The organism is Bradyrhizobium sp. OK095 (assembly GCF_900109945.1).
Classification (GTDB): domain Bacteria; phylum Pseudomonadota; class Alphaproteobacteria; order Rhizobiales; family Xanthobacteraceae; genus Bradyrhizobium.
Window position 1 is genome coordinate 124,912 of record NZ_FOBX01000008.1, and the last position, 26,046, is coordinate 150,957.

Annotated in this window: 26 protein-coding genes; 8 read left to right on the plus strand and 18 right to left on the minus strand. The window is 64.4% G+C overall.

What is annotated here, in order from left to right:
* The first annotated feature begins 349 nt into the window (after positions 1-349).
* Positions 350-1,423: a TauD/TfdA family dioxygenase gene (locus BMW89_RS21735; protein WP_092029053.1), complete on the plus strand. Its 1,074-nt coding sequence runs from the start codon at positions 350-352 to the stop codon at positions 1,421-1,423.
* 113 nt (positions 1,424-1,536) lie between these two features.
* Here the strand turns inward: BMW89_RS21735 and BMW89_RS21740 are convergent, their stop codons facing one another.
* The 6 genes from BMW89_RS21740 to BMW89_RS21765 all read right to left on the minus strand — a co-directional run bounded on the left by BMW89_RS21740 (position 1,537) and on the right by BMW89_RS21765 (position 5,310).
* Entirely contained in the window at positions 1,537-1,749 is a 213-nt protein-coding gene (locus BMW89_RS21740; protein ID WP_092029054.1) for a DUF2158 domain-containing protein, read from the minus strand.
* A 411-nt stretch (positions 1,750-2,160) separates the two neighbouring features.
* The gene (locus BMW89_RS21745; RefSeq protein ID WP_177196230.1) at positions 2,161-2,922 is read right to left on the minus strand and encodes an HAD family hydrolase; all 762 of its coding nucleotides are present in this window, start codon (positions 2,920-2,922) and stop codon (positions 2,161-2,163) included.
* Positions 2,913-3,812 (minus strand): oxygen-dependent coproporphyrinogen oxidase, encoded by a 900-nt coding sequence (hemF, locus tag BMW89_RS21750; protein ID WP_092029055.1) that lies wholly within the window; start codon positions 3,810-3,812, stop codon positions 2,913-2,915. The genes BMW89_RS21745 and hemF overlap by 10 nt, the downstream gene beginning before the upstream one ends.
* Positions 3,809-4,183 carry a 6-pyruvoyl trahydropterin synthase family protein gene (locus BMW89_RS21755; RefSeq protein WP_092029323.1) on the minus strand — a complete coding sequence of 125 codons (375 nt, stop codon included), beginning with the start codon at positions 4,181-4,183 and terminating at the stop codon, positions 3,809-3,811. The genes hemF and BMW89_RS21755 overlap by 4 nt, the downstream gene beginning before the upstream one ends.
* 17 nt (positions 4,184-4,200) lie before the next feature.
* Positions 4,201-4,833 (minus strand): 7-carboxy-7-deazaguanine synthase, encoded by a 633-nt coding sequence (queE, locus tag BMW89_RS21760; protein WP_092029056.1) that lies wholly within the window; start codon positions 4,831-4,833, stop codon positions 4,201-4,203.
* Positions 4,834-4,851: 18 nt separating this feature from the next.
* Positions 4,852-5,310: a tRNA (cytidine(34)-2'-O)-methyltransferase gene (locus BMW89_RS21765; protein WP_092029057.1), complete on the minus strand. Its 459-nt coding sequence runs from the start codon at positions 5,308-5,310 to the stop codon at positions 4,852-4,854.
* A gap of 278 nt (positions 5,311-5,588) precedes the next feature.
* Here BMW89_RS21765 and petA point away from each other — a divergent pair, with 278 nt between their 5' ends.
* From petA to BMW89_RS21790, 5 genes are all read left to right on the plus strand, one after another.
* The gene (petA, locus tag BMW89_RS21770) at positions 5,589-6,119 is read left to right on the plus strand and encodes a ubiquinol-cytochrome c reductase iron-sulfur subunit (RefSeq protein WP_092029058.1); all 531 of its coding nucleotides are present in this window, start codon (positions 5,589-5,591) and stop codon (positions 6,117-6,119) included.
* A 62-nt stretch (positions 6,120-6,181) separates the two neighbouring features.
* On the plus strand, positions 6,182-8,245 hold the full coding sequence (gene fbcH, locus BMW89_RS21775) for a cytochrome b/c1 (protein WP_092029059.1): 2,064 nt from the start codon (positions 6,182-6,184) through the stop codon (positions 8,243-8,245).
* A 145-nt stretch (positions 8,246-8,390) separates the two neighbouring features.
* Complete coding sequence (locus tag BMW89_RS21780; RefSeq protein ID WP_092029060.1) at positions 8,391-9,065, plus strand: dienelactone hydrolase family protein; 675 nt, start codon at positions 8,391-8,393, stop codon at positions 9,063-9,065.
* Between the two features lie 394 nt (positions 9,066-9,459).
* A complete protein-coding gene (locus tag BMW89_RS21785) occupies positions 9,460-11,625 on the plus strand; it encodes an anthranilate synthase component I (protein WP_092029061.1) in 2,166 nt (721 codons plus the stop codon).
* A 9-nt stretch (positions 11,626-11,634) separates the two neighbouring features.
* Positions 11,635-12,174 (plus strand): adenine phosphoribosyltransferase, encoded by a 540-nt coding sequence (locus BMW89_RS21790; protein WP_092029062.1) that lies wholly within the window; start codon positions 11,635-11,637, stop codon positions 12,172-12,174.
* A gap of 5 nt (positions 12,175-12,179) precedes the next feature.
* Here BMW89_RS21790 and BMW89_RS21795 read toward each other — a convergent pair whose 3' ends face one another.
* The 11 genes from BMW89_RS21795 to BMW89_RS21845 form a co-directional block, all read right to left on the minus strand.
* Positions 12,180-12,512: a GIY-YIG nuclease family protein gene (locus BMW89_RS21795; protein WP_092029063.1), complete on the minus strand. Its 333-nt coding sequence runs from the start codon at positions 12,510-12,512 to the stop codon at positions 12,180-12,182.
* A gap of 87 nt (positions 12,513-12,599) precedes the next feature.
* Positions 12,600-13,268 carry a hypothetical protein gene (locus tag BMW89_RS21800; RefSeq protein WP_177196231.1) on the minus strand — a complete coding sequence of 223 codons (669 nt, stop codon included), beginning with the start codon at positions 13,266-13,268 and terminating at the stop codon, positions 12,600-12,602.
* Positions 13,269-13,330: 62 nt separating this feature from the next.
* Complete coding sequence (locus tag BMW89_RS21805; protein ID WP_092029065.1) at positions 13,331-14,080, minus strand: P-loop NTPase family protein; 750 nt, start codon at positions 14,078-14,080, stop codon at positions 13,331-13,333.
* A gap of 194 nt (positions 14,081-14,274) precedes the next feature.
* Positions 14,275-15,492: a M48 family metallopeptidase gene (locus tag BMW89_RS21810; protein ID WP_092029066.1), complete on the minus strand. Its 1,218-nt coding sequence runs from the start codon at positions 15,490-15,492 to the stop codon at positions 14,275-14,277.
* 32 nt (positions 15,493-15,524) lie between these two features.
* Entirely contained in the window at positions 15,525-16,085 is a 561-nt protein-coding gene (locus tag BMW89_RS21815; RefSeq protein WP_092029067.1) for a LemA family protein, read from the minus strand.
* Between the two features lie 138 nt (positions 16,086-16,223).
* A complete protein-coding gene (locus BMW89_RS21820) occupies positions 16,224-17,201 on the minus strand; it encodes a small ribosomal subunit Rsm22 family protein (RefSeq protein ID WP_092029068.1) in 978 nt (325 codons plus the stop codon).
* 32 nt (positions 17,202-17,233) lie between these two features.
* Positions 17,234-20,698 (minus strand): chromosome segregation protein SMC, encoded by a 3,465-nt coding sequence (gene smc, locus BMW89_RS21825; RefSeq protein WP_092029069.1) that lies wholly within the window; start codon positions 20,696-20,698, stop codon positions 17,234-17,236.
* 217 nt (positions 20,699-20,915) lie between these two features.
* Positions 20,916-21,587: a DsbA family protein gene (locus BMW89_RS21830; RefSeq protein ID WP_092029070.1), complete on the minus strand. Its 672-nt coding sequence runs from the start codon at positions 21,585-21,587 to the stop codon at positions 20,916-20,918.
* A 139-nt stretch (positions 21,588-21,726) separates the two neighbouring features.
* A complete protein-coding gene (locus tag BMW89_RS21835; RefSeq protein ID WP_092029071.1) occupies positions 21,727-22,215 on the minus strand; it encodes a DUF721 domain-containing protein in 489 nt (162 codons plus the stop codon).
* Between the two features lie 2 nt (positions 22,216-22,217).
* A complete protein-coding gene (locus BMW89_RS21840; RefSeq protein ID WP_092029072.1) occupies positions 22,218-22,541 on the minus strand; it encodes a HigA family addiction module antitoxin in 324 nt (107 codons plus the stop codon).
* Positions 22,513-22,797 carry a type II toxin-antitoxin system RelE/ParE family toxin gene (locus BMW89_RS21845; protein ID WP_092029073.1) on the minus strand — a complete coding sequence of 95 codons (285 nt, stop codon included), beginning with the start codon at positions 22,795-22,797 and terminating at the stop codon, positions 22,513-22,515. The genes BMW89_RS21840 and BMW89_RS21845 overlap by 29 nt, the downstream gene beginning before the upstream one ends.
* Before the next feature lie 83 nt (positions 22,798-22,880).
* Between BMW89_RS21845 and mutY the strand changes: the two genes are divergently transcribed.
* Both mutY and BMW89_RS21855 read left to right on the plus strand, forming a co-directional pair.
* Complete coding sequence (gene mutY, locus BMW89_RS21850; protein WP_092029074.1) at positions 22,881-23,981, plus strand: A/G-specific adenine glycosylase; 1,101 nt, start codon at positions 22,881-22,883, stop codon at positions 23,979-23,981.
* 70 nt (positions 23,982-24,051) lie between these two features.
* On the plus strand, positions 24,052-24,474 hold the full coding sequence (locus BMW89_RS21855; RefSeq protein ID WP_092029075.1) for a PaaI family thioesterase: 423 nt from the start codon (positions 24,052-24,054) through the stop codon (positions 24,472-24,474).
* Positions 24,475-24,654: 180 nt separating this feature from the next.
* On the opposite strand, the gene BMW89_RS21860 is transcribed toward BMW89_RS21855, so the two are convergent.
* A complete protein-coding gene (locus tag BMW89_RS21860; protein ID WP_092029076.1) occupies positions 24,655-25,935 on the minus strand; it encodes a flavin-dependent oxidoreductase in 1,281 nt (426 codons plus the stop codon).
* Positions 25,936-26,046 lie beyond the last annotated feature (111 nt).

Genomic DNA, 26,046 nt, shown 5'->3' on the forward strand with positions numbered 1-26,046 from the left:
TGGGGCCGAGGGTACCGCAATCCCGGATTGCGGCTTGTGAGGCAGTTCACTTCAAGTGGGGCAGGGACGTTGTCGGAAATCACGGCTGTGGCGGCCGAGCGAGCGGATGCGTAATTCGGTGACAGTGCACTCAACTCGGCTCAGCCCGCGTCCAGGCTCAACCCGCGTCTAGTGAAATGCACTGTTACCGTAATCACGCGTCAAGCAAGAATTGAACGCAAGATGACGGAGCGGCGCTGACGGATTGTCCGTGCATTTGGCCTGGCCAAGTTGCAAACAAGCGGTCGGCGCAATATCGTTGATGGTCCGACGCTCTTTTTGACGACTCATCTTCTCGGGAGCCAACAATATGAATGTGGTCTCAGTGCCCAGCGGGATCAATCGCCCTCCAGGGAAGGTCGCCATCCCATCTGCCTGGCAAGGCGCTGAGATGAAGGTCAACCCTGATCGATGGTTGGTATCGCTTGCTGCCAGCGAGATCACCGAGCTTGAGGCTGCCGCTGAATCGTATCTTGGCAGGAGCAAGAAGATCGCCGACATCACCAAGGAAAGCTTTCCGCTGCCTCGCTTCGGCGCGCATCTGGAAGAGCTCAAGAAAAAGCTTCTGGTAGGCTTTGGCTTCGAAGTCATCCGTGGCCTCCCGGTGGCAAATTACAGCCAGGAGTTTGCCGCCACGATATTTTGCGGGGTGGGCGCGCATCTCGGATCGGCGCGGTCCCAGAATGCAGCGGGTCACATTCTCGGTCACGTCCGTGACACAGGCGCCGACGCAGGGGATCCGAACACCCGGATTTATCAAACCTCGGAACGGCAGACCTTCCACACGGATTCGTCCGACGTGGTTGGACTGCTATGCATTCGCGAGGCTATGGAGGGAGGCGACTCTCTCCTTGTCAGCACGGCGTCGATCTACAACGAGATGTTTAACCGACGTCCCGACCTTGCTGGCCTCTTGTTTGATCCGATCGCGACAGACCGGCGAGGTGAGGTACCGGAGAACGAAAAGCCGTATCTTGAAATCCCGGTGCTGAACTGGCATGCGGGATTCCTGACCGGGTTCTACCAGCGCCAGTATATCGATAGCGCGCAGCGCTTTCCCGATGCGCCAAGACTGACGCCGGCTCACGTCGAGGCGCTCGATCTCTTTGACGCACTCGCAAATGACTCCACTCTGCATTTTGGCATGCGGCTTCAGCCGGGTGACATGCAGTTCGTCTACAATCATGCTTTGCTGCATGACCGAACTGGATTCCGCGATTGGCCCAATGCAAACCAAAAGCGTCATCTGTTGCGCCTTTGGCTCAGCATGGAAGGTGACCGGCCGCTACCCGATTGCTTCAAGCAGCGCTACGGGTCGATCGAGGTTGGTAACCGCGGCGGCATTATCACCAAAGGGACCAGTCTGAACGTTCCGTTGGATTGACGTTCAAGGCGCTCGGCGATGTCCGCTCATGCGCCGTTATTGGCGGAGAAGCGGACATCAGGCGCGGCGGAGCTGGGCGCTCCGATCTAACGAGGACGCGGTCTCAGGCGTGCCTATTCCTCGTCTTCGTCCTCATCATCTTCGTCCTCGTCATCCTCGTCGAGCTCTTCCAGCTGTTCGAGCACGGCGAGCGGCAGTGTCTCGCGGAACAGGTCGCCTTCGACGCCCATCCAGAGACAGACCACGTCGTCGCCCTTGACTTCGGCGACGGTCAGCGGCTGCCCGCCGGATTTCAACATGACGATATCGCCGGCTTTTAATTCCATGGATGGTCCTTTCGAGTTAATAGACGAGAGAAGTTAGCAGTGCGGCATGACACGCCGACCACGCGCTGCGGGTCGGGCATCACAGGGCGGCTGAAGACTGCAGGATGAACTCGGCCTGCATGGTTCGAGACGCCCGCTTTGGCGGGCTCCTCACCATGAGGGTCGATGATTTCGTTGCGAAACAAGCCCTCATCCTGAGGAGCCCGCCCAAGCGGGCGTCTCGAAGGATGGCCGCAAGGAAGCTGCCGGGGCACGCGTCGCAACGATGCCATCATGCCCCTGTTTTGCCCGACGTGTCAAAGGGTTTCGTAAAATCCGCAAAAACCTTGCGCTTGCGGCAAGCCGTTGAAATTATAGCGGCCGGCTACTGTGCATGGGGTTGTTTTTCGATATTTTGTTTTCGCGCCCTGGTTAGGCCCGATCCGGCACCAGCTCGGTCAGCGAGCGGATGATGCGGTCGGGCTTGACGGTCGATCCCTCGGGCAGGCCGTCGCCATGCACGTCGATCCAGATCGCATAGATGCCGAGGCGCTGCGGCGTCACGACTTCCCATTCCAGATTGTCGCCGATCATCCAGGTATCTTCCGCGGTGACGCCGAGCGCCTCCATCGCGTGCAGATAGGCGCGCTCCTCGGGCTTGCCGAAACCGTGCTCGCCCTCGATCTGGATGTGGTCGAAGCGATGGGTCAACTCGAAGCGCTCGACCTTGGCACGTTGCATGTCGGCGGCGCCGTTGGTGACCAGCGCGAGCTTGATGCCGCGGGCCCTGAACGCGTCGATCGCATCATGCGCGCCGGGGAAAACGAAGATCGCTTCCTCGCGATAGGTGGTGAAGCGGTCGGCGAGGCGAATGGCGAGATCGTCTGATAGTGCGCGGTGACCGGCGGCTGCAAGCGCGGCAAAGCCGCCCTTGACCGTCAGGTGTCGCGCTTCGGCGAGTTTCATCCGCCACGAGGCGTCCGCATTGGCCCAGAAGTTTTTCGCGAAGGCCAGCACCGTCGTTGCAACCTGCTGCGGCGGCAGCGGTGCAAGCTCCTCGGCAAATTCGTTCGTGATCGTGTTCCAGGCAATCTCGGGGCGGCCATAGGCCGACAGGATGGTGTCGTCCATGTCGATCAGCATCGCGCGCGGCAGCGGCTTCGATGCGGGCTTCATTGCAGTGGTCATGGCCATTTCACCTCGGGCGGCAGCGACGACAGGATGGAGTCCACATTGCCGCCGGTCTTGAGCCCGAAGATGGTGCCGCGGTCGTAGAGCAGGTTGAATTCGACATAGCGGCCGCGGCGGATCAATTGCTCCTCGCGGTCCTCATCCGTCCAGGCGCTCGCGAAATTGCGCCTGACGATGTCAGGGTAAATCTTAAGGAAGGCGCGGCCGACATCCTGGGTGAAGGCGAGGTCGGCATCCCAGTCGCCGCCGTCATGCCAGTCGTAGAAGATGCCGCCGATGCCGCGCGCCTCTTTCCGGTGCGGCAGATAGAAGTATTCGTCGCACCACTTCTTGTATTTGTCGTAGTCGGCGACGCCGTTGGGCTGTGTGCATGCCTCTTTCATCGCGCCGTGAAAGGCGAGCGTGTCGGGATCGTTCTGCGTGCGCCGGCGGTCGAGTACCGGCGTGAGATCGGCACCGCCGCCGAACCAGGCTTTTGTGGTGACGACGAAGCGCGTGTTCATGTGCACGGCCGGCACGTGCGGATTGCGGTGATGCGCGATCAGCGAGATGCCGGAGGCCCAGAATTTCGGATCGTCCGCGGCGCCCGGGATCTGCGCACGAAACTCGGGCGCGAATTCGCCGTGCACGGTCGAGCAGTGCACGCCGACCTTCTCGAACAGGCGACCAGACATCATCGACATCACGCCGCCGCCGCCGGCCGCGCCCGTGTGATCGGTGCGCTGCCACGGCGTGCGTTTGAAGCGACCGGCCTCGCCCGGATAGAGGCTTTGCGGCGCGTCGTCCTCGAGCCGCTCGAAGCTTTCGCAGATGTCGTCGCGCAAGCGCTCGAACCAGGCGCGGGCGCGGGCCTTGCGGTCTTCGATCGTTGAGGCGTCCAATGTGGATGTCATTCTGTTAGCTCTTGCGGACCGTAATAGGTGCAGCTCTCGTAGCAACTATCGCGGTGGATGCTGACGCGGGTGAGCTTGCCGATATGCTGTAGCCGCTCCCAGACGAAGCGCGACAGGTTTTCCAGCGTCGGTGTGCCCAGCGCCTCGATCTTGTTGAGGAACTTGTGGTCCAGCGTGAGCCGAACCTCCTCGATCGCGCGCTGGAGCAGGCCGAGATCAATCACCATGCCGGTCTTGGGGTCCGGCGTGCCGCGCACGGTCACTTCGGCGCGGAAGGAGTGGCCGTGGATTTCTTCGCTCGCCGCGCCAAAGGTCGTTCCCGTCAGCGAATGCGCCGCCTCGAAGCGGAACGATTTCGTCAATTCCCACATCTGTTCGAAAACCAATCCTATCTGATGCCGAGCGACTTATGTGTCTGCACGCTGAGCCGCCATTGCGGATGGCGCAGGCAATAGTCGATCGCACGTGCGGTATTCTGGATGACCTCGGGTCCGTCCATCGGCTGGAGCGAGAAGCGCTCGAAGGGGAGATCCTCGAACGTCTCTGGCACGGCGAGCGCCTGCGGATAGACCAGCTTCAGCTCGTGGCCGCGGCGCTGGACGAGTTCGCTGCCGCCCTTGGGGCTGACGCAGATCCAGTCGAGTCCTGCGGGCGCTTCAATCGTCCCGTTGGTCTCGACGCCGATCTCGAAGCCGCGCGCATGGAGCGCGTTGATCAGTGCGTCGTCGAGCTGGAGCAGCGGCTCGCCGCCGGTGAGCACCGCGTAGCGATTGTCGGAGGAGGCTGTCCATTGCGCGGCGATGGTGTCGGCGAGCTCCGCAGCCGTTGCATAGCGTCTGCCGAGCGTGCCGTCGGTGCCGACGAAATCCGTGTCGCAGAACTGACACGTCGCCTCAGCGCGGTCGGCCTCCCGGCCGCTCCAGAGGTTGCAGCCGGCAAAACGGCAAAACACGGACGCGCGTCCGGCATGGGCGCCTTCGCCTTGCAGGGTCAGGAAGATTTCCTTGACCGCGTAACTCAATCGTCTCTCCTCAACATCTCAGACTTGCGGGGTCCGGGTCTGCCGCAGCGCCTCGCCTGCGGCCATCGCCGCGGTCATGGCGACATTGAGCGACCGCAGCCCCGGATTGATCGGGATCACCAGCCGCGCATCCGCGGCCTCGACCACCGCGTCGGTGACCCCGGCGCTCTCGCGCCCGAATAGCAGGATGTCCGACGTCTGGTAATGAAAATCGCGGTAGTCGGTGGCGGCCTTGGTGGTGAACAGCAGCAGGCGAGTTCCCTGTGCCGCGCGCCACTCCTCGAATTTCGACCAGGAGTCGTGCCTGATGAGGCTGACATGGTCGAGGTAATCCATTCCCGCCCGGCGGAACAGGCGGTCGGAGACGGGGAAGCCCGCCGGTTCGATGATATGGGCAGCCATGCCCAGACAGGCGCAGAGCCTGAGAATCGTGCCGGTGTTCTGGGCGATGTCGGGTTGGAAAAGTGCGATCTGCATGGGCTGTATCGGGGGCGGTGCTGGCCGGAAATGTCTCAATAAAACATCGCTGGCCGCGGAATTCGTGCATTGCACGCCCCCACGCCGTTAGCGAGCTTGCGCTCGCCCGGCAAGGGTGCCAATAGAATGATTCTGGACTGCTGTTTTCGCCTTGTTTTGGCGGGGACGAGCCAAGTTCTGCCGCCGCGGGGGGCCGCGGGCGCCGGCTGATCGTTCTGGGGACCTTGGGGGCTCCTGGAGGGGTTCCACCGGCAGCATAAGAAGAAAGGGTTGGAATCGTGACGACAGCGTCTTCGGCGGACCATCCGACACGCCGTGATTTCTTATTCGTTGCAACGGGGGCAGCTGCTGCAGTAGGGGGCGCAGCCGCGCTCTGGCCCTTCATCTCTCAAATGAATCCTGATGCGTCGACCATCGCGGCCGGTGCGCCGATCGAGGTCGATCTCAGCCCGGTCGCCGAGGGGCAGGACATCAAGGTGTTCTGGCGCGGCAAGCCGATCTACATCAGCCATCGCACCAAGAAGCAGATCGACGAGGCGCGCGCCGTTCCGGTGGCGAGCCTGCCCGATCCGCAGACCGACGAGGCCCGGGTCAAGGCCGGCCATGACCAGTGGCTGGTCGTGATCGGCATCTGCACCCATCTCGGCTGCATCCCGATCGCCCATGAAGGCAATTACGACGGGTTCTTCTGCCCCTGCCATGGTTCGCAGTACGATTCGTCCGGCCGCATCCGCCAGGGGCCCGCGCCCGCAAACCTGCCGGTGCCGCCGTACCAGTTCGTTTCCGACACCAAAATCCAGATCGGCTGAGCTTCGGACCCGCGTCCGAAGCTTCGCGCCGTCTCGTCGTTTTATTTCCTCAGGATCGCATCATGAGCGGACCATCTGAATTCAAGCCGAGCAATCCGGCCCTGCAATGGATCGAGCGACGTCTGCCGATCATGGGTCTCGTCCATTCCTCCTTCGTCGTCTATCCCACTCCGCGCAATCTGAACTATTGGTGGACCTTCGGCGCCATCCTCTCCTTCATGCTGGGGATGCAGATCCTGACCGGCGTGATCCTGGCGATGCACTACACGCCGCATGCCGATCTCGCCTTCAAATCGGTCGAGCTGCTGGTCCGTGACGTCAATTACGGCTGGCTGCTGCGCAACATGCACGCCTGCGGCGCGTCGATGTTCTTCTTCGCGGTCTACGTCCACATGCTGCGCGGCCTCTATTACGGCTCCTACAAGGAGCCGCGCGAGGTGCTCTGGATCCTCGGCGTCATCATCTACCTGCTGATGATGGCGACGGGCTTCATGGGCTACGTGCTGCCGTGGGGCCAGATGAGCTTCTGGGGCGCCACCGTCATCACCAATCTGTTCTCCGCCATTCCCTATGTCGGCGAAAGCATCGTGACGCTGCTGTGGGGTGGCTTCTCCGTCGGCAATCCGACGCTGAACCGCTTCTTCTCGCTGCACTATCTGCTGCCGTTCCTGATCGCGGGCGTCGTCGTGCTGCACGTCTGGGCGCTGCATGTTGCCGGCCAGAACAATCCTGACGGCGTCGAGCCGAAGACGGAAAAGGACACGGTGCCGTTCACGCCGCACGCGACCATCAAGGATGGTTTCGGCGTCGCCTGCTTCATGCTGCTCTACGCCTGGTTCATCTTCTACATGCCAAACTATCTCGGCGACGCCGACAACTACATTCCGGCGAATCCGGGCGTGACGCCGCCGCACATCGTGCCGGAATGGTATTACCTGCCGTTCTACGCGATCCTGCGCTCGATCCCGAACAAGCTCGCGGGCGTCATCGGGATGTTCTCGGCGATCATCATCCTGTGCTTCCTGCCCTGGCTGGACGCAGCGAAGACGAAGTCGTCGAAGTACCGGCCGCTGGCAAAACAGTTCTTCTGGATCTTCGTCGCGGTCTGCATCCTGCTCGGCTATCTCGGCGCGCAGCCGCCGGAGGGCATCTACGTGATCGCCGGCCGGGTCCTGACGTTCTGCTACTTCGCCTACTTCCTGATCGTGCTGCCGCTGCTCTCGCGCATCGAGACGCCGCGGCCGGTGCCGAACTCGATCTCGGAGGCGATCCTTGCCAAGGGCGGCAAGGCTGCGGCCTCCATCGCGGTCGTGCTCGTCGCAGCCGGCGCGCTGTTCCTCGGTACGTTGCAGGATGCACGCGCCGAGGAAGGCGGCACCAAGCCGCCGGGCAACAAATGGTCGTTCGCCGGCCCTTTCGGCCATTATGATCGCGGCGCGCTCCAGCGCGGCCTCAAGGTCTACAAGGAAGTCTGCTCCAGCTGCCACGGCCTGTCCTACATCGCCTTCCGCAACCTCGCGGACGCCGGCGGACCCAGCTATTCGGTGGCACAGGCCGCAGCGTTCGCCTCCGACTACAAGATCAAGGACGGTCCGAACGACGCCGGCGACATGTTCGAGCGCCCGGGCCGGGTGGCCGACTACTTCCCCTCGCCATTTCCGAACGAGCAGGCAGCGCGTGCGGCGAACGGCGGGGCGGCACCGCCCGATCTGTCGCTGATCACCAAGGCGCGTTCCTATGGTCGCGGTTTCCCGATGTTCCTGGTCGACTTCTTCAGCCAGTACCAGGAGCAGGGCCCGGACTACGTCGCGGCGGTGCTCCAGGGTTTTGAGGAGAAGGTGCCGGAAGGCGTGACCATCCCCGAGGGCTCCTACTACAACAAGTACTTCCCGGGCCACGCCATCAAGATGCCGAAGCCGCTCAGCGACGGCCAGGTGACCTATGACGACGGCTCGCCGGCGACGGTCGCGCAGTACGCCAAGGACGTCACCACGTTCCTGATGTGGACCGCCGAGCCGCACATGGAAGCGCGCAAGCGCATGGGCTTCCAGGTGTTCATCTTCCTGATCATCTTCGCGGGCCTGATGTACTTCACGAAGAAGAAGGTCTGGGCCAGCTCGCACTGAGCGGTGCAAGCCGAGACATGAAAAAGCCCCCGCAAGGGGGCTTTTTTGTTGCACACGCGCGTGTGTTGTTTGGTGCGATTGCCTATTGCGCGCTCACCCGCCAAAATAGCGTCAACCACTCCCCAGAAACTCGTCGGAGGACACCATGGGAACCGTCATCACCTTCAAGCGCCCGGACGGCAAGGACGCCTCGGGCTATCTCGCCAACGCCGCGCGCGGCAATGCGCCTTGCGTGGTCGTGATCCAGGAATGGTGGGGGCTGTCGGACCAGATCAAGGGGATGTGCGACCGCTTTGCGCTGGCCGGTTTCGATGCGCTCGCGCCCGATCTCTACAAGGGCAAGGTGGTACCGTATCACGACACGGACGCGGCCGGCAAAGAGATGAACTCGCTCGACTTCATGGATGCCACCACGCAGACGGTGCGCGGCGCCACGCAATATCTGTCGCGCAACGGCGCCAAGGTCGGGCTGACAGGCTTCTGCCTCGGCGGCGCCGTCACCATCATCGGCTCGGTGCATGTGCCGGAGCTCGCGGCCGGCGTCGTGTTCTACGGCATTCCGCCGGAGCAGGCCGCCAAGCCCGCCGACGTCAAGATCCCGCTCCAGGCCCATTTCGCCAACAAGGACGATTGGTGCACGCCGGAGCTGGTCAACGGCTTCGAAAAGGCCATGAAGGCCGCCGGCAAGTCGCTGGAGCTGTTCCGCTATGACGCCGAGCACGCCTTCGTCAACGAGCAGCGCCAGGCCGTGCACGACCGCGAAGCCGCGGAGCTCGCCTGGGGCAGGGCGACGGAGTTTTTCCGGAAGCATTTGGGGTAGGGCCGTGGCAGACCTATCCGAAGATGAAAAGCGTCAGAAACGCGAGGTCTTCACGGTCCCGGATGAGCACCGGGCAGCCATTCTCGAAGGCCTCGCCCAAGCAGAGCGCGGCGAGTTCGCTAGTGATGCTGAGATGGCAGCCCTTTGGAAGCGCTGTGGCCTTTGACCCGTAGCCAGGATGGAGCCGGGCCACCCTTGACGCCGCCTCCCGGCCATGGTGAGTATCCGCCCATGAGCACCGCAGCCTGCCCATCCCGTCTTTGGTGGCGCACCTCCTAAGAGGTGGCCGGTGCGATTTATTCTCCCAAAATCGTCTGAGGTCGCCTGCACAGTGCGGCGGCCTTATCGTTTGTCCTGTGTGGCGTTCCCTCGGCAAGTTTCGTAAGAGGACGACATGAACAGGACAGTCTTTGCCCTCCCGGCCCGAAGCGATTATTTGACCCGCGGCGGTCTCGCGATCACGCGCGTGGCGGAGCAGTTTACCGGCGGCGCCAACCGGCTCGATGATCTCATCAACCTGCTCGACCGCCGCCGCGGCGTGGTGCTGTCCTCGGGCACGACCGTGCCCGGCCGCTACGAGAGCTTCGACATCGGCTTCTCCGATCCGCCGCTCAAGCTCGAAACCACTGGCGTCAATTTCAAGCTGGAAGCGCTGAATGCGCGCGGCGAGGTGCTGATCGCCTTCCTCGCCGACGTGCTGCGCGAGCCCTGCGTCGTGATCTCCGAGAAGACCGACACGCGCCTTGCCGGCCACATCATCCGCGGCGATGCGCCGATCGAGGAAGACCAGCGGACGCGCCGTGCCAGCGTGATGTCGCTGGTGCGCGATCTCGTCGCCGCTTTCTCCGCCAATGACGATGGGCTGCTCGGCCTGTTCGGCGCCTTCGCCTATGACCTCGTGTTCCAGATCGAGGACATCGTGCAGAAGCGCGCGCGAGAGAGCGATCAACGCGACATCGTGCTCTATGTGCCCGATCGTCTGCTCGCCTATGACCGCGCCACCGGCCGCGGCGTGGTGCTCACCTACGATTTCGCCTGGAAGGGCCGATCCACCGCAGGCCTGCCGCACGAGAACGCCGAGAGCCCGTACCAGAAGACGCCGCGCCAGGGCTTTGCCGATCACGCGCCCGGTGAATATCAGGCGACGGTCGAGACCGCGCGCGCGGCCTTCGCGCGTGGTGATCTCTTTGAGGCCGTGCCGGGGCAACTGTTCGCCGAGCCCTGCGAGCGCTCGCCGGCCGAAGTGTTCCAGCGCCTCTGCGTCATCAACCCGTCGCCCTACGGCGCGCTGATGAATCTCGGCGACGGCGAGTTTCTCGTCTCGGCCTCGCCGGAGATGTTCGTGCGCTCCGACGGGCGCCGCGTCGAGACCTGTCCGATCTCGGGCACGATCGCGCGCGGCACCGATGCGATCGGCGACGCCGAGCAGATCCGCCAGCTCCTGAACTCGGAGAAGGACGAGTTCGAGCTCAACATGTGCACCGACGTCGACCGCAACGACAAGGCGCGCGTCTGCGTTCCCGGCACGATCAAGGTCTTGGCGCGCCGGCAGATCGAGACCTACTCAAAGCTGTTCCACACCGTCGACCATGTCGAGGGCATGCTGCGCCCGGGCTTCGACGCGCTCGATGCGTTTCTCACTCACGCTTGGGCCGTCACCGTGACAGGCGCACCAAAGCTCTGGGCGATGCAGTTCGTCGAGGATCACGAACGCTCGCCGCGCCGTTGGTATGCGGGTGCGATCGGCGCGGTGAACTTTGACGGCAGCATCAACACCGGCCTCACCATCCGTACCATCCGCATGAAGGATGGCCTCGCCGAAGTGCGCGTCGGCGCCACCTGCCTGTTCGATTCAGATCCCGCCGCCGAAGACCGCGAGTGTCAGGTCAAGGCTGCCGCGCTGTTCCAGGCGTTGCGCGGCGATCCGCCAAAGCCGCTGTCGACCTTCGCACCCGATGCGACCGGCTCGGGCAAGCAGGTGCTGCTGATCGATCACGACGACAGCTTTGTGCACATGCTCGCCGATTATTTCCGCCAGGTCGGCGCCGACGTCACCGTGGTCCGCCACGTGCATGCGCTCGACATGCTCAAGCGAAAAAAATGGGACTTGCTGGTGCTGTCGCCCGGCCCGGGGCGCCCGGAGGATTTCGGGATCAAGAAGACGATCGACGCGGCGCTGGAGAAGAAGCTGCCCGTGTTCGGCGTCTGCCTCGGTGTGCAGGCGATCGGCGAATATTTTGGCGGCGAGCTCGGCCAGCTCACCCATCCCGCCCATGGTCGGCCTTCGCGGGTGCAGGTCCGCGGCGGACGGCTGATGCGCAATCTGCCGAACGAGATCGTCATCGGCCGCTATCACTCGCTCTTCGTCGAGCGCGACAGCATGCCGGAGGTTCTGTCTGTTACGGCCAGCACCGAGGACGGCGTCGCCATGGCGCTCGAGCACAAGACCCTGCCCGTCGCCGGCGTGCAATTCCATCCGGAATCGCTGATGTCGCTGGGCAACGAGGTGGGTCTGCGTATTGTAGAAAACGCCTTCCGGCTGGATGCGCGCGTTGATTGAGAGGCACCGATGACCTTGGACCACGATCTGAAGGCGAGCGTCCGCGCTATTCCCGACTATCCCAAGCCGGGGATCATGTTCCGCGACATCACGACCTTGCTCGCGGACGCGCGCGCATTCCGCCGCGCGGTGGATGAGCTCGTCAATCCCTGGGCCGGCAACAAGATCGACAAGGTCGCCGGCATGGAGGCGCGCGGCTTCATTATCGGCGGCGCGGTGGCGCATCAGCTCTCGGCGGGCTTCGTGCCGATCCGCAAGAAAGGCAAGCTGCCGCACACCACCGTGCGGATCGCGTACTCGCTCGAATACGGCATCGACGAGATGGAGATGCATGTCGACGCCATCTCGCCCGGCGAGCGCGTCATCCTGGTCGACGATCTCATCGCCACCGGCGGCACCGCGGAGGGCGCAGTCAAACTGCTGCGGCAGATCGGCGCCAATGTCGTGGCGGCCTGCTTCATCATCGACCTGCCCGAGCTCGGCGGCGCCGCCAAGCTGCGCGCCATGGACGTGCCGGTGCGCACGCTGATGACCTTCGACGGGCATTGAGCGCGTCAGATCGCCTCGGCCTTCAGTTCAGCCCGCCAATGCAGGACGCGCTCCTTCAGGAGCGCGTTCCTGACATAGGCGGTCTCCTCATCCTCCAGACGTTCGCATTCGCCAAACGTCAGGCCTGCCTCGCCATGCGCGTTCCAGGCGGCCTGAAGGCTGCGGCAGGTGTGGCTGCCCTGGCGCAGCGAGAACCAGATGCGGTTCTGGATCGTCTCGAGGTTAGGCGCCTGACCGACCCAGGCCTCGCCCGAGGCCGTGCAGCGGACGACGTAGATGCCTGCGATGGTTTTCCGCTCCTTGTAGGCGGCGGTCGCTGCTTTCCGGTCGATGGTCACGAGGAGGGGCCTTGCTGAGGGACGCTGTTGCGAAAACTCAGTAACGGCAGTGGGGGCCTCAGGTCAATATTATCCGGGTAAAATATTTTACGACCGCTGCAAAATCAGGCTGAGCTCGAGCTCGCGGAAGGCGAGATAATTTCGCCGGATCCACTGATGCAGCTCGGTGGACGAGTCTTTCTCCTGACGGAGGTAGCCGGTGAAGGAGAAGTTCTGCCGATCGACATAGGTCTTCAGGAAGCCGGGCAGCGCCGGCAGGCGGAACACCCGCCCAGCCGCCATCGCGGCCGGAAGCTCGCCGCGGACGATGTGCTCGTTGTCCACCGTGATCAGGTTCATCCGCGGGATCTGGTCCCGCAGCATCTCATGGGCGCGGGCCGAGACGCGGTCGGTGTCGGCGACGAACATGATCATCGGCGCGACGTGTCGGCGTGCCGCTTCCTTCAGCAGGCCGATCTCGTCGGTCATCTTGAAGAACTCGTCGAAGGCGTGGAAGCCGAGGTCGATCACCTTGGCAAGGCCGTCATCGACGATGACGCGGTCCATCAGCTGCATCTTGCCGTAGGTGTCGATCACGTCGGCGGTTTCCGTGATCTTCGGCAAATAGTCGAGCAGCGATGGCTCCTTCAGATTGACGTCGAAGGCCGTGACGTTGCCGTTCTTCAGCAGCAAAAATTCGCTCAATAGCCGCGCCAGCAGGGTCTTGCCGACCTGCGGGCGGGGCGAGCAGATGATGTAGAGGGGTGTCGCGGGCATCACGAACTATTATCTGAGCGAACTTACCGCCCAATCCAGCCGTATCCGCCCGGACTGCGCAACTATTTTTCGCTGCGGGTGGTGGGCTTGGAGCCGACGATGTCGGTCAGGCGGATGCGGTCAAACTCGCTCCAGACATTCGCCAGCCAGTGCCGGACATAACCGCGCAGCACGAACGAATAGTTCGCGGCTTCGTCGTGGATACCCTTGTTGGCGACGAATTTCAGGAACGGGACGGAGGACACCTCGACCTGCTCATAGGCCATTTCGTTGAGCTTGGGGATCGTCAGCTCGGTCGCGTCCTTGATGCGGTTGAAATACGATTGGTAAGTCGCCTGGTCCCATTGGAAGAACTGGGTGTCGTTGATGAAGTTCTTCACCAGGAAATATTTTGCGCCGCCCATGAAGCCTGCGGTCTCGGCGATTTCGTCCAGCGAGGCGATCGAGGGTCCGAGGATGTGGAACACCGCGAAGGTGATCTGGCCGGCCTTGGCGGCGTCCAGGAAGCCGATGTCGCGCAGAGAGGCCAGAGCCGGTGAGAGCAGGCCGGCGCGAACGTCGATCACGGTCACCGACGGGCTCGAGGCGTTGAGCGTGTCGAAGATCTTCATCTGATCGGCCGTCGTCGTCATGTCGACGATCTCGGTGATGTCAGGGTGGAAGCGCTTCAGCGTTCCACGCGGCGACTCCGTGTCGAAGGCGCGGGTCGGCACGTTGTTGGCGGAGAAATAATCGAGCAGGGTGCGCGAGACCGTGGTCTTGCCGACCCCGCCCTTGTCCGCGCCCACCACAACCACTGCCGGCTTTGCCATTGCTGTCCCCTAACGCGCCCTCCGATTGCTGGTCGCAACCGGCCGGGGCCCAAATCGATGTCCCGAGTCTGCTGTTGGGCGCGAACATGGCAGAAACAAGGGAGAATTCAAATCTCTGGCACTCGGGTGCGGCAATTCCCGGAGTTTTTCCCAAGCGTCCCGAAACCTGCCGCACGTGGCAGCAAATTACGCCGTCAATGGCGGCCCCAGGGACCCATGGGATTGATTGGGCTGCCCGCTGAGGTTCCGGCGGGGCTGGGCGCAGGCACAGGCGGCGGACTCGCCGAGCCGCCTGCGTCGTTCCAGGGCCCCTGTGGCACCGGCGGTGGGGCGTCCTGCTGGTCGGCCTGCGCCTCGGGCTCGTCCGTCTCCTCAGTGGGCGGCGGCAGCGGGCCGGGATCGTGACCGCCGGCGAACTTGACCAGCGCATCGACTCTCGACTGCACCGACGGGTGGGTGGCAAACAGATCGGCAAAGCCCTCGCGCGGATTGTCCACGCACAGCTCCATCACGGCCGAGGTCGCCCCGGGCAGCTCGCCGCGGTTCTCGATCTTGCGCAGCGCCGAGATCATGGCGTCGGGGTCTTTGGTCAACTCGACCGAGCCGGCGTCGGCGAGATATTCGCGCGACCGCGACAGCGCCAGCTTCACCACCTGCGACATCAGCCACGCCACCACGATCAGCACGACCGCGATGATGATCACGATCACCGCGCCGCCGCCGGAGCTCTTGCTGTCGCTTGATGACGAGGATGATCGCGAGGACGAGGAGGAGCCCGACGACCACGAGCCGCCGCCCGAACTCCAGCTGAAATTCGTGAACAGGCGGAAGAACAATTCACCGAAGAAGCCGACCACGCCGGCGATGATGACGGCGACCACCATGAGCTGGACGTCGCCGTTCTTGATGTGGGTCAGCTCGTGGCCCAGCACCGCCTCGATCTCCTTGTCGTTCAGCGCGCCAAGGAGACCGGTGGTGACGGTGACCGAATATTGCCTGGGATTGAGGCCGGTCGCGAATGCGTTCAGCGCCGGGCTCTCCATGATCTTCAGCTTCGGCATGGTGATGCCGCGCGAGATGCAGAGATTTTCGAGCAGATTGTAGAGCCGCGGCTCCTCCTGCCGGGTGACGTCGTGTCCGCCGGTCACCGCGTCGATCATCGACTGGTGGAAGAAGTAGGCGATCACGATCCACGCGGCCGCTGCGATCGTCGCGAACGGCGCGGCCTTGAGCAGGTCGTAGAAAGCTCGGTTCAGATAGTAGACGACGGTTTCATTGCCGTTGATGACGACTTCGGCGACCAGCGCGCCGGCATAGACCAGCACATAGATGAGCGCGAACAGGCCGGCGAGCAGCAGCATCGAACGAAATTTGTTCGAGGCGATGTGCGTGTAGAGACCATACGCGGCCATGACGCGCTGCCCTGCCGGCCTATCGGCTCAACTCAGAACTTCACCTGAGGCGCGGCCTCGACCTCGGTGCGGCTGGCGCCGAGATCGAAGAAGTCCTTCTTGGTGAAGCCGAACATGCCGGCGAACAGAGCGGCGGGCATCTGTTGGATACCGGTGTTGTATTCCTGGACCGCGCTGTTGAAGAAGCGGCGGCTCGCCGCGATCTTGTTCTCGAGGTCGGAGAGTTCGCTCGCCAACTGCTGGAAATTGGTGTTGGCCTTGAGGTCCGGATAGGCCTCCGACAATGCGATCAGCCGGCCGAGTGCGCCGGAGAGCTGGTTCTCGGCGGCGGACACCTGCGCCGGTCCCTGCGCCGATATCGCTGAGTTGCGCGCCTTGACGACCTCGTCGAGCGTGCCGCGCTCATGCGAGGCATAGCCCTTCACCGTCTCGACCAGGTTCGGGACCAGGTCGTGGCGTTGCTTGAGCTGCACGTCGATATCGGCAAAGGCCTGGCCGACGCGCTGGCCCAGCGCCACCAGGCGGTTGTAGGCGCTGAACGCCAGGAACACGAGGACGACGATAACGCCGAGAACGATCCAGCCGGTCGACATGGAGAACTCCTGAAGGGGGAAGAAGGCGGGCGCAGCCTAGACCAAATTGGCGCGGAGCGAGAGCCCCGGCGCAGAGAAGAGGTAAGACTTGGTCGGATCTGGGGGGATCCGAGTTCAAGGCAAAAGCGGGGAACGAGGTTAACTTTCGGACAGGACGGCAGCGCCCCAACGCCAGCGACGGGCGCCTGCATAGGCGGCCTTGTCGCGCCGCGCGACCTTCGCGAGTTCGACGCCTTGTTCGGTGCAGAGCTTCGCCGCGATCTCGGCCTTGCCGACATCCGGCGGCGCCAGCACGCGCGCGGCACGGCTCGCGGGCGCTGCGCGAGTCAGGGCGACGTAGATGAAGCGCTCATCCTCGAACGGCACGTCGGCGCCCTTGATCTGCCGATGCGCTTGCGAGCGCGGCAGGCGCTGGGAGAAATGGCACCAGTCGGGCGCGATGAGCGGGCAGGGCTTTTCGTGCGGGCAGGGTGCGGCGACGAAGGCACCCGCTGCGACCAGTTGCTGGCGCAGCGCGAGGATGCGGGCATAGCCGGCGGGCGTGCCGGGCTCGATCACGATCAGCGCGTGGCGCGCTTTCGCCCACATCGCCTCTGCGAGCTTGCGCTGATCGGTTTCGCTGAGCTCGCCGATGACGTAGCTCGCAACGACGAGATCGGCTTGCGAAGCTTCAGCGAGGTTACCGCCGGCATCGCCCGGCAGATAGCGGCATTCTGCCAATCGCGTGCTGTCGCGTGCGAGTTCGAGCGCCAACCGGCTCAGGGTGGCGTTGACGTCGAGCAGTGTGAAATCCTGGAGCGATGAAAACGCCTCTGCGGCGGCCCAGCTCGCGGTGCCCGGACCTGCGCCGACGTCGAGCAGTGTCTCTGGGGCGAAGTCCGGCGCGATCTCGGTCAGCGCATTCAGGCTCGCGGCGACCGCGGCGTAGGTTGCCGGCATGCGCGCCAGCGCGTAGGCGAGCGCATCGGCGTCCGACTTGATGGTGCCGGAGCCGCCGCCGGAGCGATAATTGGTCGAGATCTTTTGCGATCGCTGCGCGGCGTCGGTGCGGGAGAAGCCCTGCAGCTTGCCGTCGAGGGCGGCCTTGAGTTCAGCGGGGAGGGTGGGCGAGATCATATCCGCCCACCGTCATTCCTGCGCCAGCTGTATCACGCCACGTTCTGGTCGAGAATGTCCACCGCCTCTGACAGGCTCACCGACACCAGTTGCGAGACGCCGCGCTCGGCCATGGTGACGCCGTAGAGGCGGTTCATCCGCGCCATCGTGATCGGGTTGTGCGTGATGATGATGAAGCGCGTGTCGGTCGAGCTGGTCATCTCGTGCAGCAGGTTGCAGTACCGTTCGACGTTGTGGTCGTCGAGCGGCGCGTCGACTTCGTCCAGCACGCAGATCGGCGAGGGGTTGGTCAAGAACACCGCGAAGATCAGCGCCATCGCGGTCAGCGCCTGCTCACCGCCCGACAGCAGCGACAGCGTCTGCGGCTTCTTGCCCGGGGGTTTTGCGATGATCTCGAGGCCGGCTTCCAGCGGGTCGTCGCTCTCGATCAGATGCAGCGCGGCTTCACCGCCGCCGAACAGCTCGACGAACAGGCGCTTGAAGTGGCTGTTGACGACCTCGAACGAGGTCAGCAGCCGCTCGCGGGCTTCCTTGTTGAGGCTCTGGATGCCCTGGCGCAGCCGCTTGATGGCCTCGACCAGGTCGTCGCGCTCGGTGACCAGACTGGTGTGCTGGGTCTCGACCTCGCGCAGCTCTTCCTCGGCGCGCAGGTTGACCGCGCCCAGCCGCTCACGGTCGCGGCGCATCTTTTCGAGGTCTTCCTCGATGTCATGCAGCGGCGGCAGCTCCGCGCCGGGCTCGATCTCGGCCAGACCAGCGACGGCCTGCGGCTCGACTTCGAGCATGTCGCGGATCTCGCGCTCGATGTCGTCGAGCCGGCGCCGCGAACCTTCCATGCGCTCCTCGGCGCGGGCCGTGGCTTCGCGGGAGCTGGAGAGCGCCTCTAACGTCAGCTTCGCGACGCGATCGGTCTCGGCCATCGCGGTCTCCGCCGAGGCGAGCGCGTCGGCGGCCATGCGGCGGTCGTTTTCGGCGTACTCGATCTCGGTGATCAGCGCGCTGCGCTTCTCGGCAAACACGGTGGGCGCGTTTTCGAGATCGCTGCGTTCGATCGCGACCTCGGTGATGCGGGTCTGGATAGTGTCGATATGGGAGGCCGCGCTCTCCTTGCGGTTCTGCCACTCGGTGCGCTCGGCGAGGATCGCCTGGACGCGGCGGTCGGCAAGCTCGGCCTCGCGCGCCAGCGCCTGCGCCTCGGCGCGGACCTGGGCGGCCATGCGGCGATGGCCTTCGATGTCGCTGCGGACGGCGGCGAGACGGGTCTCGGTGTCCTCGCTCGACGGCAGCTCGCTGATTCCGGCCTCGGCATATTCGTAGGCGGCCTCGGCCTCGGCGCGGTCGGCGGCGAGACGGCTATGCGCTTCCGACAGCGTTGCCTTGCGCGCGGCATGACGGCTGATCTCGCGCTCGGCCGTGGCATGGCGCTCACGCGTTGTATTCAGCTCGCGCTGCGCGGCGCGCCAGGCTTCGCGGCTGGCGCCTTCGGTGCTGGCCGCCATCTGAAGCTCGGCCTCGGCATTCTCCAGCGCCGCACGCTTGATCTGCGCGTCGATGCGGGCCTGCTCCAGCTCGTTCTCGATGTCGACGAGACGAGCGCGCTCGGCGAGACGCCGTGCGGCGCCAGTCGGGGCGTGGGCCGCAGCGACAAAGCCGTCCCAGCGCCAGACGTCGCCTTCGGGAGAGACCAGCCGCTGGCCGGTCTTGAGCTGCGAGACCAGCTCGGCCCCGCGCTCGCGCGGCACCACGCCGATCTGGGCCAGGCGGCGCGCCAGCTCGGCTGGAGCCTGAACATGATTGGCGAGCGGCACCGCGCCCTCGGGCAGCTCCGGATCGCCGTCGGTGACGCCGGCATTGGTCCAGCGCATCGGCGCCGACGGATCGACGGGCGCGTCGAGGTCGTCGCCGAGGGCTGCGCCGATCGCCTTTTCAAAACCCTTGTCGACGGTGATGCCGTCGATGATCGGCGGCCACAGATTCTTGGTCTCGCCGTTGAGGATCTTGGAGATCGTGCGCGCCTCGGTGTCGAGCCGCTGCACGCGCTTGTCGGCTTCGACCAGCGGCGAACGCGAGGATTCAAGCGTTTGGCGGGCGGCGACGTGCGCGGCTTCGCTCGCCTGTGCGGCGGCTTCCGACGCTGCCAGCGTCTGCTCCGCAGTCTCGACCGTCGCGGTCAGCTCGTCGAGATCGCCGAAGCCGCCGGTCTCCGCGGCGAGCTTCTGCTCCTCCGAGACGACGTTCGAAATCTCCTGGTCGAGCCGGGCGAGCTTGTCGCGGTGGGTGCGGACGTTGGCTTCGAGTTGGTTGCGCTTGGCGGTGAGGTCGGCGAGCGCGGTGGTGAGCTCGGAGAACTGCTGCTCGGTTTCGGTCAGCACCGCCTCGGCTTCGCCGACGCGCTCGTCAACGCCGGAGCGCTTCTCGACGCGCGACTTGATCTCTTCCTTCAGCTCGGAATCTTCGGTGTCGAGCCGTTGGAGCGCGATGTCCGCGTCCATGGTCTGCTGCTGGGCGCGGGAGATGTCGCCTTCGAACTGGGCGAGGCGGCGCTCAAGCTCGGCGACGCGCTCCTTGGCGCGCTCTTCCTCGCGGTCGAGCAGCTCGCGGGCATTGGTCAGGCGCTGGAGGCCTGCCGCGGCGCGCGCTTCCGCATCGCGCAGCGCCGGCATTTCGGTGGCTCGGATCGCCTGGATACGGGCGGCTTCGGCCTGGTGCAGGGTTCGCTCGGCCATCTCGCGGACGGCGAGATCATGGGTCTGGCCGGATTCGCTGACGTCGGCATGGGCGCCGATCCAGCGCAGATGGAACAGGGTTGCTTCGGCCTTGCGGACCTTGGCCGCGACCTCGCGATAGCGCACGGCCTGGCGGGCCTGCTTCTTCAGGCCTTCCACCTGGCCGGCGAGCTGGCCGATCACGTCCTCGACGCGGGTGAGGTTGGTCTCTGCCGCCTTCAGCCGCAGCTCGGCCTCATGACGGCGGGCATGCAGACCGGCGACGCCGGCGGCGTCTTCCAGCACGCGGCGGCGCTGCTCGGGCTTGGCCTGGATGATCTCGCCGATCTTGCCCTGGTGGACGAGGGCCGGCGAACGCGCGCCGGTGGCGGCGTCGGCGAACAGGATCTGCACGTCGCGGGCGCGCACGTCGCGGCCGTTGATGCGATAGACCGAGCCGGCTTCACGTTCGATGCGGCGGGAGATTTCGAGCAGCTGGCTGTCGTTCATTGCCGCCGGCGCGGTGCGATCGGCATTGTCGATCGTCATCGTCACTTCGGCGTGGTTGCGCGCCGGACGATTGCCGGAGCCTGCGAAGATCACCGCGTCCATGTCGGCGGCGCGTAGCGATTTGTACGAGGTCTCACCCATCGCCCAGCGCAGCGCTTCGACAAGATTCGACTTGCCGCAGCCGTTGGGACCGACCACGCCGGTCAGGCCGGGCTCGATGACGAAGTCGGTGGCCTCAACGAAGGACTTGAAGCCGTGAAGGCGCAGGCGGGTGATTTTCATAAGCACGCATCTCTGTTGGCAGGCGCGAATCCCCCTGCCGGGACAATACCATGGAAGGCAATGTCGCTATCCGGGCGAGTCGCGCGAGGCGCCTCATGCGGTCGGACAATGGCCGCGGTGCGTCGCGAGGGCAACCGGCCAAAGCCGCTTTTCCCAAGGGATTTATGCCGGGAAAGATACGGCTTGAGATGTGCGAATCAGGCTTGGAAAGAGCGAATCAGCTCTTCAGCAGCGGATTGATCTTCTTGGCGAATTCCTCGAACGAGGTCTCGCCCTTGATCTTCTCGCCGTTGATGAAGAAGGTCGGCGTGGAATCGACCTTGAGAATGTCGCTGGCGTATTTCTGGTCTGCGGCGATCTTGTCGAGCAGGGCCTGGTCCTTCAGGCAGGCTTCGACCTGCTGCTGGGTGAGGCCGGCCTGCTTGCCGATACGCGTCAGGGTCTCGGTGGTGTTCTTCATCACCCAGTCGTTCTGCTGGCGGAACAGCATGTCGGTGACGGCAAAGTATTTCGCTGCGTCGTCCTTGGCGATGCAGCGCGACAGCATCGATCCGGCGGCGGCTTTGATGTCCAGCGGGAATTCGCGGAAGATGTAACGCACCTTGCCGGTGTCGATGTATTCCGACTTGATCTTGGGGAACACCTGCTCGTTGAACGCCGCGCAATGCGGACAGGTCATCGAGGCGAATTCGGTGATGGTGACGGCGGCGTCCTTGGGACCAAGCACCATGTCGGGCAGCGACACGGGCTTGGAGACATCGCCGGCGGCCTGCGCCATCGCTTCAGGGATCATGGCATCGGAGATGAACCGGAGCGGCGAGAAACCGGCGACCGCGGCAAGCCCGGTCAGCGACAGCATCGTATTGAAGGCGCGGCGGGTGATGATCAAGGTCGGCTCCCGAATTGGCGTGGTCTCGCCCCAGGGGTTTTATCGAGTTCCCGCCCGGGCGGCCTGTCGCTAGCTTGAAACGTCGATTGAGGCAATGGCGCGCGGCAGGGACGGGTCCAGATTGACCGCAAAATGCGGCTCAATTTCGCTTGATGGCGGCCCCGAGCCGCGCCAGCGCCGTCTTCAATTGTTCATCTTCGATGTCGCCCAGGCTCTCCGCCACCTTGGCCACCACCTTGGGGTCCGGCGGGCCGGGCCTCACGGGGCGCCGGGGACGTGACAGGGGGGCTTGGCGGAAGGCGAGCTTGCCGACCGCGCTCCAGCCGAAGAAGCGGTTGACCCGCTCCAGGATCACGTCGGCGGAGTGCTGGATCTCCAGCGCCATCGGGCCCTCGACCCGCAGCACCAGGGTCGCCGGCTCCTGCGGCTGGCCTTCGACCGGCCGCGGCCATTGCATCTTCAGCGGCTCGGCATGGGCGGCGATCTCAGGCCCCGCGATCTGCTCCCACCGTGTCACCAGCTCGCGCGCCGCAAAACCCTGCTTGGCATAGGCCTCGGCAAAGACGTCGTTGAGCAGGATCCCGAGCGGCTTGGCGCTGATGGGGCCGGGTTTGTAGATACGGGCCATAGCTATGCTGCCGCGCGGGGCCGGATGGCCTTCAGGTCGCGATCGATCTCGCGGCGCCGCTGCATCAGATCGTAATCCATCTGGAGCCCCAGGAAAAAGCCCTCCGACAGACCGAAATAGCGGGCGAGCCGCAAGTCGGTGTCGGCGGTGATGTCGCGTTTGCCAAGGACAATCTCGTTGATCCGCCGTGGCGGCACGCGAACGGCGCGCGCCAGCGCGTTCTGGCTGAGATCCATCGGCTTCAAAAACTCCTCCAGCAGGATTTCGCCGGGATGGGGATTGCGGAGGAGCCCGTTCCTAGCCGTGGTAGTCGACGATTTCGACATTTCTCGGTCCTCCGTCATCCCACACAAAGCAGATGCGCCACTGATCGTTGATCCGGATCGAATGCTGACCTTGGCGGTCAGCTTTCAGCGCTTCGAGCCGGTTGCCCGGGGGAACCCTGAGATCGACCAATACGCGTGCCTGATTCAACAAGCGCAGTTTTCGCAAAGCGACATTCTGAATGTCGGGCGGCAGTTTTCGACTTCGTCGCCCAGACCAGATCAACTCTGTCTCGGAGTTGGCGAAGCTCTGGATCATGCTTGTGTATAACGCAAGGCGTTATAGCCCGCAACCGTTCGGCCGCGCTGGCCACAGTCGAAATCCTCCTTTAGTAAAGGCGAATGTCCTCCACGACCGCGCGAAAGAAGGAACGGAGCACGCCGGCGAATACGCCATCGGCTCGTCCCACATTGCTGCTCGCCTGGTACGACCGCCATCGCCGCCGTCTGCCCTGGCGCGCGATGCCCGGGGAGACATCGGACCCCTACCGCGTCTGGCTGTCGGAGATCATGCTCCAACAGACCACGGTGAAGGCGGTCGGTCCTTACTTCGAGAAATTCGTCGCGCGCTGGCCGGATGTCACGGGGCTCGGTCTGGCCTCGCAGGACGACGTGCTGCGGATGTGGGCTGGGCTCGGCTATTACTCGCGTGCGCGCAATCTCCATGCCTGCGCGGTCGCGGTGACGCGCGACCATGGCGGCACCTTTCCGGATACGGAGGAGGGCCTGCGCGCGCTTCCGGGCATCGGGCCTTACACGGCGGCGGCGATCGCGGCGATCGCCTTCGATCGCCACACGATGCCGGTGGACGGCAATATCGAGCGTGTGGTGTCGCGGCTCTTTGCCGTTGAAGAGGAACTGCCGCAGGCAAAACCTCTGATCCAGCAATTGGCGGCGACGTTGCTCGCGAACTCCCGCGCCGGCGATAGCGCGCAGGCGCTGATGGATCTGGGCTCTTCTATCTGCACGCCGAAGAAGCCGGCCTGCGCGCTATGCCCGTTCACTGAGGATTGCACCGCGCGTGTTCAGGGCACGCAGGACACCTTTCCGCGCAAGGCGCCGAAGAAGAGCGGAACGTTGCGTCGCGGTGCTGCCTTTGTCGTCACGCGTGGCGACGAGCTGCTTGTCCGCTCGAGGCCCGAAAAGGGCTTGCTTGGCGGCATGACGGAAGTGCCGGGCTCGGACTGGCTCGCCGGCCACGACGACGCGACGGCAAAGCAGCAGTCGCCGGACTTGAAGGGGTTATCGCGCTGGCAGCGCAAGGTGGGCGTCGTCACCCACGTCTTCACGCATTTCCCGCTGGAGCTCGTGGTCTACACGGCGAGGGCAGAAGCCCGCACCCGCGCACCCGCAGGCATGCGCTGGGTGCCGATCGCGACGCTGGCCGACGAGGCGCTGCCCAATGTGATGCGCAAGGTGATCGCGCACGCGCTGGATCTCTAGGCGACGCGCACTCTGCTGACATCAAGGTGGCAGCAGGACTGCGCTATGAGCGTCGAAATGGAGGCTCTCAATGGTCAAGACGGCGCTGGATAATTTCAAGAGGCCGCCCTGCGCCGAGCTGTTGGGATGGCAATTGCTCGACGCCCGTCCCGAGGACGGCTGGATCAAGCTCCGCTTCGAGGGCAAGCCCGAGTTCTGCAACCCGGCCGGCTTCATCCAGGGCGGCATGCTCTCGGCCATGCTCGACGACACGATGGGCCCCGCCGTGCTGGTGATGAGCGAGGGCCGGCTCTACACCACCACCATCAGCATGACCGTGAATTTCCTCAGCCCCGCAAAGCCCGGGCCGATCATCGCCGAGGCAAAGGTGACGCAGCTCGGCAAGACGATTGCGTTCGTCGAGGCCAAGCTGATGGCGGAGGACGGCACGGTGCTGGCGACGGCGAGTGCGAGTGAACGGTTGCTGGAGGCGGCGAGGGTGGTGCTTCGGTGAGGCGGGCACCGGTTTCTCACTCCCTCGCCCCGTTCTTACGGGGAGAGGGTGGGGTGAGGGGCTCTCTCCGCGTATACGATTATGGTGAGACCTGTACCCCTCACCCGGATTGCATCTTCGATGCAATCCGACCTCTCCCCGCAAGCGGGGCGAGGTGAAGAGGAGCCCGCGGCTCGCTTATTAGCTAACCCTCGCGCGCGCATCCTTGCTCACGATCGCCGGCTTCGCATTCAGCGCTTCGACCTGGAACCCCGCGACGCGCTTGTAGTTCGCGGCGATGTCCTCCAGCTCCTTTTGCGACAGCACATCCGTGACGACCTCAAAACCGTCGGGCGCGCGTTCCTCGACCATCTGCATCACCTGCTCGGGACCGTTCTTGCGGTTGAGCAGGACGAGGTCGGTGGTCGCGGGCCGCCGCTCGGCCTCATAGGCGAGCAGCGCGGCCTGCGTCGGGCCATGCGCCAGGATCTCGCGGGTGATGGTGCGGGCATCGAGGATCGCCTGCGAGGCGCCGTTGGAGCCGATCGGATACATCGGATGTGCGGCGTCGCCCATCAGCGTGACCTTGCCAAAGGTCCATTGCGACACCGGGTCGCGGTCGACCAGTGGATATTCATAGGCATGCGGGCAGTTCCTGATCAGGCCGGGCACGTCGAGCCAATCGAACTGCCAGCTCTCGAACCAGGGCAAGAACTCCTCCAGCCGCGCGGTGCGGTTATAGTCCTCGCGCCGCCATTGATAGGTCGGCGGCATGTGCCGCTCGGCGACCCAGTTGATCAGATGATTGCCGGACGCGTCCGGCGCCTTCGAAATGGGATAGCAGACGAATTTCAAAATCTCGTGGCCGGCCATGATCATGGTCCGGCCGGTGAGGAAGGCTTTTGACGGCGTCACCCCGCGCCAGAGGATGCGGCCGTTCCAGATCGGCGGACCTTCTTTGGGGTAGAGCTTTTCTCGTGCGGCGGAATGAATGCCGTCGGCGGCGATCATGATCGTGCCGTCGTAGGTGCCCGCAGCCTTGCCGGTCGCCTTGTCGATGAAATCGGCGCGCACGCCGTTTGCCGTCTCGGTCCAGCCGGTCAGATGATGGCTGGTCAGGATATTGTCGCGGCCGAGCCGCTCGATGGCGGTGTCGAGCAGCAGCTGCTGGAGCGTGCCGCGATGGATCGAGAATTGCGGCCATTTGTAGCCGGCTTCCAGCCCGCGCGGCTCGCTCCAGATCGGCTTGCCGTGCTTGGAGAAATAGGCGAGCTCGCGGGTGCGCACGCCGCTGGCATCGAGCTTGTCCATCAGGCCGAGCTCGATCAGCTCGCGCACCGCATGCGGCAGCACGTTGATGCCGACCCCGAGCGGCTTCAGCTCGGTGACGCTCTCGAACACTTTTACGGGAACGCCGATTCCGTGCAGGCTGAGCGCAAGCGTCAGCCCGCCGATGCCGCCGCCGGCGATGAGTACGGTCATGACAATCCCCCCTCCAATTCCGGGCGTCTTGGCACAGGCGGGCGGATGTGGGCAACTGCGAAGAGCAACGGCACTGAGAATGGCGTGCTATAGACCTGGCCGCCGACAGCC

What these genes read in the sequence shown, in the direction of transcription:
- BMW89_RS21780 (WP_092029060.1), top strand. Translation starts at nt 8,391, where the DNA reads ATGGGAACCGTCATCACCTTCAAGCGCCCGGACGGCAAGGACGCCTCG.
- BMW89_RS21785 (WP_092029061.1), top strand. Translation starts at nt 9,460, where the DNA reads ATGAACAGGACAGTCTTTGCCCTCCCGGCCCGAAGCGATTATTTGACC.
- BMW89_RS21755 (WP_092029323.1), bottom strand. Translation starts at nt 4,183, where the DNA reads ATGTGGGAATTGACGAAATCGTTCCGCTTCGAGGCGGCGCATTCGCTG.
- BMW89_RS21790 (WP_092029062.1), top strand. Translation starts at nt 11,635, where the DNA reads ATGACCTTGGACCACGATCTGAAGGCGAGCGTCCGCGCTATTCCCGAC.
- BMW89_RS21800 (WP_177196231.1), bottom strand. Translation starts at nt 13,268, where the DNA reads ATGCCCGCGACACCCCTCTACATCATCTGCTCGCCCCGCCCGCAGGTC.
- BMW89_RS21845 (WP_092029073.1), bottom strand. Translation starts at nt 22,797, where the DNA reads ATGATCCAGAGCTTCGCCAACTCCGAGACAGAGTTGATCTGGTCTGGG.
- BMW89_RS21835 (WP_092029071.1), bottom strand. Translation starts at nt 22,215, where the DNA reads ATGGCCCGTATCTACAAACCCGGCCCCATCAGCGCCAAGCCGCTCGGG.
- BMW89_RS21855 (WP_092029075.1), top strand. Translation starts at nt 24,052, where the DNA reads ATGGTCAAGACGGCGCTGGATAATTTCAAGAGGCCGCCCTGCGCCGAG.
- smc (WP_092029069.1), bottom strand. Translation starts at nt 20,698, where the DNA reads ATGAAAATCACCCGCCTGCGCCTTCACGGCTTCAAGTCCTTCGTTGAG.
- BMW89_RS21805 (WP_092029065.1), bottom strand. Translation starts at nt 14,080, where the DNA reads ATGGCAAAGCCGGCAGTGGTTGTGGTGGGCGCGGACAAGGGCGGGGTC.
- BMW89_RS21820 (WP_092029068.1), bottom strand. Translation starts at nt 17,201, where the DNA reads ATGATCTCGCCCACCCTCCCCGCTGAACTCAAGGCCGCCCTCGACGGC.
- BMW89_RS21765 (WP_092029057.1), bottom strand. Translation starts at nt 5,310, where the DNA reads ATGCAGATCGCACTTTTCCAACCCGACATCGCCCAGAACACCGGCACG.
- BMW89_RS21745 (WP_177196230.1), bottom strand. Translation starts at nt 2,922, where the DNA reads ATGGCCATGACCACTGCAATGAAGCCCGCATCGAAGCCGCTGCCGCGC.
- BMW89_RS21740 (WP_092029054.1), bottom strand. Translation starts at nt 1,749, where the DNA reads ATGGAATTAAAAGCCGGCGATATCGTCATGTTGAAATCCGGCGGGCAG.
- mutY (WP_092029074.1), top strand. Translation starts at nt 22,881, where the DNA reads ATGTCCTCCACGACCGCGCGAAAGAAGGAACGGAGCACGCCGGCGAAT.
- BMW89_RS21735 (WP_092029053.1), top strand. Translation starts at nt 350, where the DNA reads ATGAATGTGGTCTCAGTGCCCAGCGGGATCAATCGCCCTCCAGGGAAG.
- BMW89_RS21840 (WP_092029072.1), bottom strand. Translation starts at nt 22,541, where the DNA reads ATGTCGAAATCGTCGACTACCACGGCTAGGAACGGGCTCCTCCGCAAT.
- BMW89_RS21815 (WP_092029067.1), bottom strand. Translation starts at nt 16,085, where the DNA reads ATGTCGACCGGCTGGATCGTTCTCGGCGTTATCGTCGTCCTCGTGTTC.
- BMW89_RS21860 (WP_092029076.1), bottom strand. Translation starts at nt 25,935, where the DNA reads ATGACCGTACTCATCGCCGGCGGCGGCATCGGCGGGCTGACGCTTGCG.
- hemF (WP_092029055.1), bottom strand. Translation starts at nt 3,812, where the DNA reads ATGACATCCACATTGGACGCCTCAACGATCGAAGACCGCAAGGCCCGC.
- BMW89_RS21810 (WP_092029066.1), bottom strand. Translation starts at nt 15,492, where the DNA reads ATGGCCGCGTATGGTCTCTACACGCACATCGCCTCGAACAAATTTCGT.
- fbcH (WP_092029059.1), top strand. Translation starts at nt 6,182, where the DNA reads ATGAGCGGACCATCTGAATTCAAGCCGAGCAATCCGGCCCTGCAATGG.